General features: G+C 39.7%; 5 protein-coding genes. All 5 read left to right on the top strand.

Translation table 11 applies throughout. From position 1 onward, the window contains the following. Positions 1-155 precede the first annotated feature (155 nt). The 5 genes from HDT10_RS04125 to HDT10_RS04105 are packed head-to-tail and all read left to right on the top strand — an operon-like array spanning position 156 to position 6,762. Complete coding sequence (locus HDT10_RS04125) at positions 156-1,865, top strand: ABC transporter ATP-binding protein (protein ID WP_290880301.1); 1,710 nt, start codon at positions 156-158, stop codon at positions 1,863-1,865. A gap of 46 nt (positions 1,866-1,911) precedes the next feature. Continuing rightward, entirely contained in the window at positions 1,912-2,907 is a 996-nt protein-coding gene (locus HDT10_RS04120) for a glycosyltransferase family 2 protein (protein WP_290880298.1), read from the top strand. Beyond that, the gene (locus HDT10_RS04115; RefSeq protein ID WP_290880295.1) at positions 2,904-4,103 is read left to right on the top strand and encodes a glycosyltransferase; all 1,200 of its coding nucleotides are present in this window, start codon (positions 2,904-2,906) and stop codon (positions 4,101-4,103) included. The genes HDT10_RS04120 and HDT10_RS04115 overlap by 4 nt, the downstream gene beginning before the upstream one ends. Before the next feature lie 14 nt (positions 4,104-4,117). Then, positions 4,118-5,278 carry a glycosyltransferase gene (locus HDT10_RS04110; protein WP_290880292.1) on the top strand — a complete coding sequence of 387 codons (1,161 nt, stop codon included), beginning with the start codon at positions 4,118-4,120 and terminating at the stop codon, positions 5,276-5,278. Positions 5,279-5,286: 8 nt separating this feature from the next. Continuing rightward, on the top strand, positions 5,287-6,762 hold the full coding sequence (locus HDT10_RS04105) for a class I SAM-dependent methyltransferase (RefSeq protein ID WP_290880289.1): 1,476 nt from the start codon (positions 5,287-5,289) through the stop codon (positions 6,760-6,762). Positions 6,763-6,893 lie beyond the last annotated feature (131 nt).

Here is a 6,893-nt window from a genome sequence, read left to right as displayed (position 1 = left end):
TAGAATCTAAAGTAAGAATCCCATTGTATGATTTAATAAATCAATGACATTCTCTTTACTTAATAAACAAAGAGAGAGAAAAGATATAAGGGATTCTTTAGGGGGGAATCTCTTTAGAGGGGTTTATATCATATCAATTGCTTTCTTGGGGTTGTATGCTTGAAAAACTAAGGTTCATTCTCTCTAGCCAAGACCAACATTATATTTATGGATTACTTCTGCTTGCTTTGCTTGTCTCTATGGTTGAGCTAATTGGAATCTCTGCGATTGCTCCTTTTATTGCGGTGGCAAGTGATTTTAGCTTGATTGAAAGCAAGCCCTATTTTTCCTTTGTTTATCGTTTTTTACATTTAAACTCTCCTTATGATTTTGTGCTTTATTTTGGCATTGCTTTGTTGGCGTTTTATCTTTTTAGAAGCCTTATTAATCTACTTTATCAGTATCTTTTAGCGCGTTTTACCTTTGAGAGTTATCATTTGATTGTCGCAAGGCTATTTAGAAACTATTTAGGAATCAATTATGAGGATTTCATTACTAAAAACACGAGCCATTTAACCAAAACCATCACAACCGAAGCGCATAACTTCACAATTTTACTTGCCGCCTTTTTGTTTATGACTTCTGAAATTTTTGTGGTGCTCTTGATTTATGGCACTTTATTGTTTGTGGATTTTAAAATCACACTTGGCTTGACATTGGCTTTAGCCATTTTGGGATTCCTTTTAGCACGAGGCATTGCTTTAAAAATCAAAAAACAAGGCAGAGAGAAAGAATCGCACCAAAAAGGCTTTTTTGAAACTCTTAATTCTAGCTTTGGGAACTATAAAATCATTAAACTTCAAAGCGATTCCACTTCTATTTGGCAGAGTTTTTCACACTCCTTATCGGGATATTCTTTGGCAAATATCAAAAACCAAACCTTTTTTCATATCCCGCGTTTGTTCTTGGAGGCGATTGGCTTTTGTGCGATGATTCTTGTCGTGCTGTATTTGTTTGTCCAAAACCCCAATAATGTAACGAGCTATTTGCCCTTGCTTTCTGTTTATGTGCTTGCACTTTATCGTCTTTTGCCCTCTATCAATCGTATTTTAGATTCTTACAATAAGATTCTATTTAATTTCCGCTCTTTAGAAATCATCTATCAAGATTTGAGTATGCAAACCCAAGAATTAGGTGATGTAGAAGCGAAATTTACGCAGGAGATTAGACTAGAGAATCTCTCCTTTAGCTATCAAAAAAAGCCTGTATTGCAAAATATTAATCTTGTCATTCACAAGGGAGAAAAAGTCGCCTTTATCGGAGAATCTGGGAGCGGCAAAAGCACATTAGTGGATTGCATTATTGGTTTGCTTTGTCCAAAAAGTGGCAAGATTTGGGTAGATAATGTTAAAATTGACAAGACGAATCTCAAGAGCTGGCGTGCGAAGGTGGGTTATATTCCGCAAAATGTTTATTTGTTTGCTGGAAGTGTGGCGGATAATGTCGCCTTTGGTAGGGATTTTGACGAAGAAAAAATCATCGCCTGCCTAAAAAATGCAAAAATTTATGATTTTTTGCAAACTAAAGAGGGCTTACAAACGCAAGTAGGCGAGGGTGGAATCGCACTAAGTGGAGGGCAAAAGCAGCGCATTGCGATTGCACGCGCGCTCTATGGAGACCCAAAGATTCTTGTGCTAGATGAAGCAACGAGTGCATTAGATACTGAAGTAGAAGCAAAAATTATGGAAGAAATTTATAAAATTGCAAAAGACAAAACATTATTCATCATTGCGCATCGTCTAAGCACGATTGCACATTGTGATTCTATTTATCGCTTACATAATGGTATTTTGGATAAAATTCCAAATGCAGATTTAGGCATTTAGGTTTTGGTGTTTTTGACCGATATTGCAAACAAAAGGAAAATGGGTAATGGAAAAATTCAAAGAATTTAATATCAAAGACTTACCACAAGAATTTAGTCAAAAACTCCTGAATGAAATTCCGCAAAACCCTCAATTTCCAAAGGTTAGCGTGATTCTAACTACTTATAATCGCGAATATTTTTTCACAGAATCTATTGAAAGTATTTTAGAGCAAGATTATCCGAATCTTGAAATCATCGTCAGTGATGATGGTTCAGAGGATAATACCTTTAGCATAGCAAGCGAATACGCAAGGGACAATCCCAATATCAAAGTCGTGCGCAACGCAAGGGCGCGCGGAAGTGCAGGGAATCGCAACAATGGGCTAGATTACGCAAGCGGTGAGCTTTTGTTGCTTTTAGATGATGATGATTTGCTCTTTAAAGAAGCGATTTCACAGATGATAGAAGCGTATTTGCATTTTGATAGGCAATATGGGATTATTATCGCAAATTGCACAAGAAGTGATGATGGCTCGCTCTCCGGCAAGGGATTGGACGAATCGCGCGAGATTAGCTTCCAAGAAGTGCTTTCTGGGCGATTAGATGGAGAGTTTGTAACCTTGTTTGAGCGTAAATTACTAGGACAAAGGCGATTTAATGAAAATTTGCAACGAGGCAATATGGGGTTATTGTGGCTCAAGCTCCACAAACAACGTCCTTGTTATTATATTCATAAGCCTTTGAAGTTTTATAGAATCCACGCGGAATCACTCACACAAAGCCTCAAATATCAGCCCTTAGAAATGGTTAAAAATTATGAGCAGGATATTTTGCTTTTTTATAAGGAACGTTTGAAATGTTGTCCTGCTCATCTAGCCAAGCTTTGCGCCACAGCCGCGTTGCTTTATAGACAAGGAGGCAATCGCAAAAAGGCATTCAAAAAGATTCTACAAAGTCTAGCAATCTATCCAAATTGGCTTGCATTGCAAGTATTTGCTTGTCTTTTTTTGCCGGTGTCTTGTCTGCCAAAACTAAAAATTCGTCAAAGAGTTGAAAAATGAAATCCATTAGAATCTTACTTGCTATTAGGTCTTTAAATTTTGGGGGAGCGGAAAGGCAATGGGTGCTTCTTGCCAAAGAGCTTGCCAAGAATCCTAATGTAGAAGTGCGACTTTGCACGCTTTATGGTGGCGGACGCTTGGAATATGAAATCGTAGGGATTCCGCATATTTGTTTAAATAAAAAAGGGCGCAGAGACATTGGCTTTTTGTTTGCCTATCGCAAAGTCATTAAGGATTTTCGCCCAGATTGTATTTATGCCTTTATGCCCGAAATGAATGTTTTTAGCTTAATTTGTGGTGCGTTTTTGCGTACGAAAGTCGTGTTTGGATTTCGTTCTAGTGCGATTGAGTTGGGCAATCTTAGCCTTGCCTCTAAGCTCTACTTCCATACGCAAAAGATTTTAAGTCGCTTCGCAGATGCAATTATTTGCAACTCTCAAGACGCCCTTGCTTTCTATCAATCCAAAGGCTATTATATGAAAAAGGCACTTGTCGTCTATAATGGCATTGATACTACGCGATTCCACCCAAGAGACATTACGCGATTCAAAAAAGAGCTTGGGGTTGGGGAAAATTCTTTTATCGTTGGAATCGTTGCGCGAATGGATAAAGTCAAAGACTATCCTTTATTTGCGCGCGTTGCAAAGGAATTTTTGGAACGATTAGACGCACAAGAGCAAGCCGCAGTTACTTTCATCGCGCTTGGAAAATGCGAGGAAAGAATCTTGAAAGATTGTCTAAAGATTCTAGGAGACACGCAACGCAAAGTGTTGTTTTTGGGAGCAAAAAACGATGTGGAGGCTTATTATCCGCTATTTGATTGCATTCTCTCTACTTCTTATACCGAAAGCTTTTCAAACTCCATTGCAGAGGGAATGGCGTGTGGTTGTGTGCCAATCGTTAGCAATGTGGGAGAGAGCAAAGTCATTGCAGATTTCGGGCAAGATTCTTATGACTTTCTTTTTCCTCCAAAAGAAGATAAAAGCGCGGTAAAATGTTTGGAATCCCTCTACGCCTTGCACCTTTTGGGCAAACTAGAGCCCCTCAAGACACAAGGGCGCGCGCACATTGTGGAGAAATTTAGTGTGGATTCTATGGTGAATAAAACCCTAAAGATTCTTACCTCTCTTGCCCAATCTATCAGTGTAGAGATTCTAAAAGTAGAATTGCAAAACAGCAACGAGCTAGAGTCTTAAACTAAGCAATTATAATGAAACTCGTTGTCTTGCTCTATTCCTTAGGCGCAGGGGGTGCGGAACGTATCACCTCACTTTTGTTAGAAAACTTGGCAAAGGAATATGCAATCACTTTGGTATTGCTAGAGGACATCAACCATTACCCACTCACTAAGAAGGTGCAAAAAATCATTTTGGGAAACAACAGCACGCGCGAAAGTGGGCTTAAAAAGCTATTCAAGATTCCCTTGCTTGCCTTTAAATACTCTAAAATCATTCAAGATTGCGAAATTTCTCTCTCGCTGATGACGCGCCCCAATTATATTAATCTTTTGGCAGGAATGCTATGTAGGCTTTTGGGCAAGCGTCCTAAGATTCTTATTTCAGAACGAAGCCACCCTAGCCTACAATATGGTTATCCCAACCTCTCCTCTCTCATCAATCGCAAGTTAATCGCGATACTCTATCATCAAGCGGACAAAATTAGCGCGAACGCCCCACAGAATCTTGAGGATTTGGTGCGAAATTTTGGAATCCAAAGAGACAAAATCACCTTGCTTTTGAATTTCTTTGATTTGGATAAAATCCTTGCACAAAGTCGTGAGGATTCTGCACTAAAGGAGCAAATTCTAGCAAGCAAGGCACGCGGGAGATTCGCCTTTATCAGTATTGGGCGATTGGATAGTGGCAAAAATCATCACTTGTTAATAGATTGTATGCAGGATTTTAAAGGCAAGGCGGATTTGTTTATCCTCGGGGAGGGAGAGAAGCGAAGTGAGTTAGAATCTCAAATCAAGGCACTCCAACTAGAATCCTGCGTGCATTTGCTTGGACGCACACCCAACCCTTACGCACCTTTGAGCGTGGCAGATTGTTTTGTCTTTGCGTCCAATCACGAGGGTTTTCCTAATGTGCTTGTAGAATCTTTAACGCTAAAGATTCCAATTCTCACAACAAATTGCGCACCGCGCGAGATTCTCGCACCACAAGGAGAATTTATAGACGCGCAAAAGCATTGTGAAATTTGCAAAGGAGGCATTCTAGTCCCGCTCAATGATAGGGATTCCTTTCGCTTTGCAATGCAGTTTATTTATATGCAACCTAACTTTTTCTCTCCAACAAATCTCCAATCTCAAGCGCGTAAATTCTCCATAGAATCGCAACTGCCACACTATAAGCAATGGATTTTTGGATAGGAGACATTATGGAATCGTATGGATATGCAACAGAATTAGAATATGTAGATGACTTTATCCCCGCACTCAATCCCTTGTGGATAGATTTTTCTTTAAACTTGGCGGGATTAGAGCGGTATCATTCCAAAGAATCACGACAAAGATTCCGCTATCTTGAGCTAGGGTTTGGTATGGGCAATAGCTTGACGCTCCACGCAAGTTGCAGTGAGGGGGAGTTTGTGGGAAATGACTTTATGCCTGCACACTGCCAACACGCACAAGCATTCATTGCCGCTTCTCAAAGTTGTGCGCAAGTCTATCCAGAGGACTTTTTGCGATTAAAAGAACGTTTGAGGCGAGAGAATCTCAAGTTTGACATTATTGCATTACACGGCATTTGGAGTTGGATTAGCAAAGAAAATCAAAAGATTATTTTAGAGATTATCACGCACCATTTAAGCGAGGGTGGCGCAGTGTATATCAGTTATAATTGCTTTCCGGGCTGGGAGGGAAAATATTCTTTGCGTCATTTGCTCAAAATCTATGAAAGCCAAGCAAGTGGCGACCAAGAAAGCAGAATTAAGCAAACGATTCATTGGACGCAGAATCTTTTTGCCTCCAAATCGCTTTATATAGAGCAAAATCCACGCACGCAAGAAATTCATCAAGAACTGCAAACAAGAGAAATCAATTATTTGTGCCACGAATTTTTTAATCAAGATTGGCATTGTATGTTTTTTAGCGAAATGGCAAGGATTCTGCACAATGCGCAATGTGAGTTTGGTGCAAGCGCGAAGCTAATGTGGCATTTTGACCCTTTGACTTTTAATGCACAGCAAAAGCAATTATTGGCAGAAGCGAGGGATTCTCTCTTGCAAGAGCAACTTAAGGATTATTTTCTCAATGAATCTTTTAGAATGGATATTTTTGTCAAAGGCGCAAAGCAATTGACGCGACAGGAGCGAGAAAAGAAGCTTTTACATACGGCTTTTGTCTTGCTTAAAGCCCCCTTTGGATTCCAAAATGCAAGCGAAACCCCGCTAGAATTTCAAGCCCTTTGTCAAAGGATTTTGGAATTTTTTGCTAAGGATTCTTTCTCTCCTAAGACACTTCAAAGCCTAGTGGAATCCTTTGATGTAGAAATTAATGTCTTGCTGCCTATCGTCTGTGCGATGATGACACAAGGATTCTTGCACCCTACACAACCCATTAACCCAAAAATTTTGGCACAAGCAAAAGCACACAATCAAGCACTTTTTGCGCAAAAAAGACAAAAGGGCACGCAACGATTCCTCGCTGCCCCTTTGATAGGTGGAGGGATTTATGTAGAGGAGATGACTTGGACTTGTTTAAAGGCTTCCGCACAAGGAATCTTAGAAAAAGAATCTTTGAAAGAATTTGTCTGCAATGCAATTCCCAATCTACCAAAAGAATCGCTAGAGACTTGCGTGGAGCAGTTTTTGAATACACGCAAACTCTATCAAACATTGGGGATTTTGGATTGAACAATCTTTTGCATCACATTCCCCCCAATTTTTCCCCAAGATTAGCAAATTTTATTTTAATTTTATATTTCTTAAGTATGATTCCAACTGCACTTTTGGTGCAACTCTTCTGGGTTAGCCCCCCCCGACCC

This window comes from Helicobacter sp. (assembly GCF_014799995.1).
In the GTDB taxonomy this organism is placed as follows: Bacteria; Campylobacterota; Campylobacteria; order Campylobacterales; family Helicobacteraceae; genus Helicobacter_D.
The sequence above is the reverse complement of the archived record's forward strand: the minus strand, read 5'-3'. Positions and strand labels throughout refer to the sequence as shown.

Bases quoted from the DNA above. Each gene is read 5' to 3' on its own strand.
- HDT10_RS04125 (WP_290880301.1), top strand. From the start codon at position 156: ATGCTTGAAAAACTAAGGTTCATTCTCTCTAGCCAAGACCAACATTAT.
- HDT10_RS04120 (WP_290880298.1), top strand. From the start codon at position 1,912: ATGGAAAAATTCAAAGAATTTAATATCAAAGACTTACCACAAGAATTT.
- HDT10_RS04115 (WP_290880295.1), top strand. From the start codon at position 2,904: ATGAAATCCATTAGAATCTTACTTGCTATTAGGTCTTTAAATTTTGGG.
- HDT10_RS04110 (WP_290880292.1), top strand. From the start codon at position 4,118: ATGAAACTCGTTGTCTTGCTCTATTCCTTAGGCGCAGGGGGTGCGGAA.
- HDT10_RS04105 (WP_290880289.1), top strand. From the start codon at position 5,287: ATGGAATCGTATGGATATGCAACAGAATTAGAATATGTAGATGACTTT.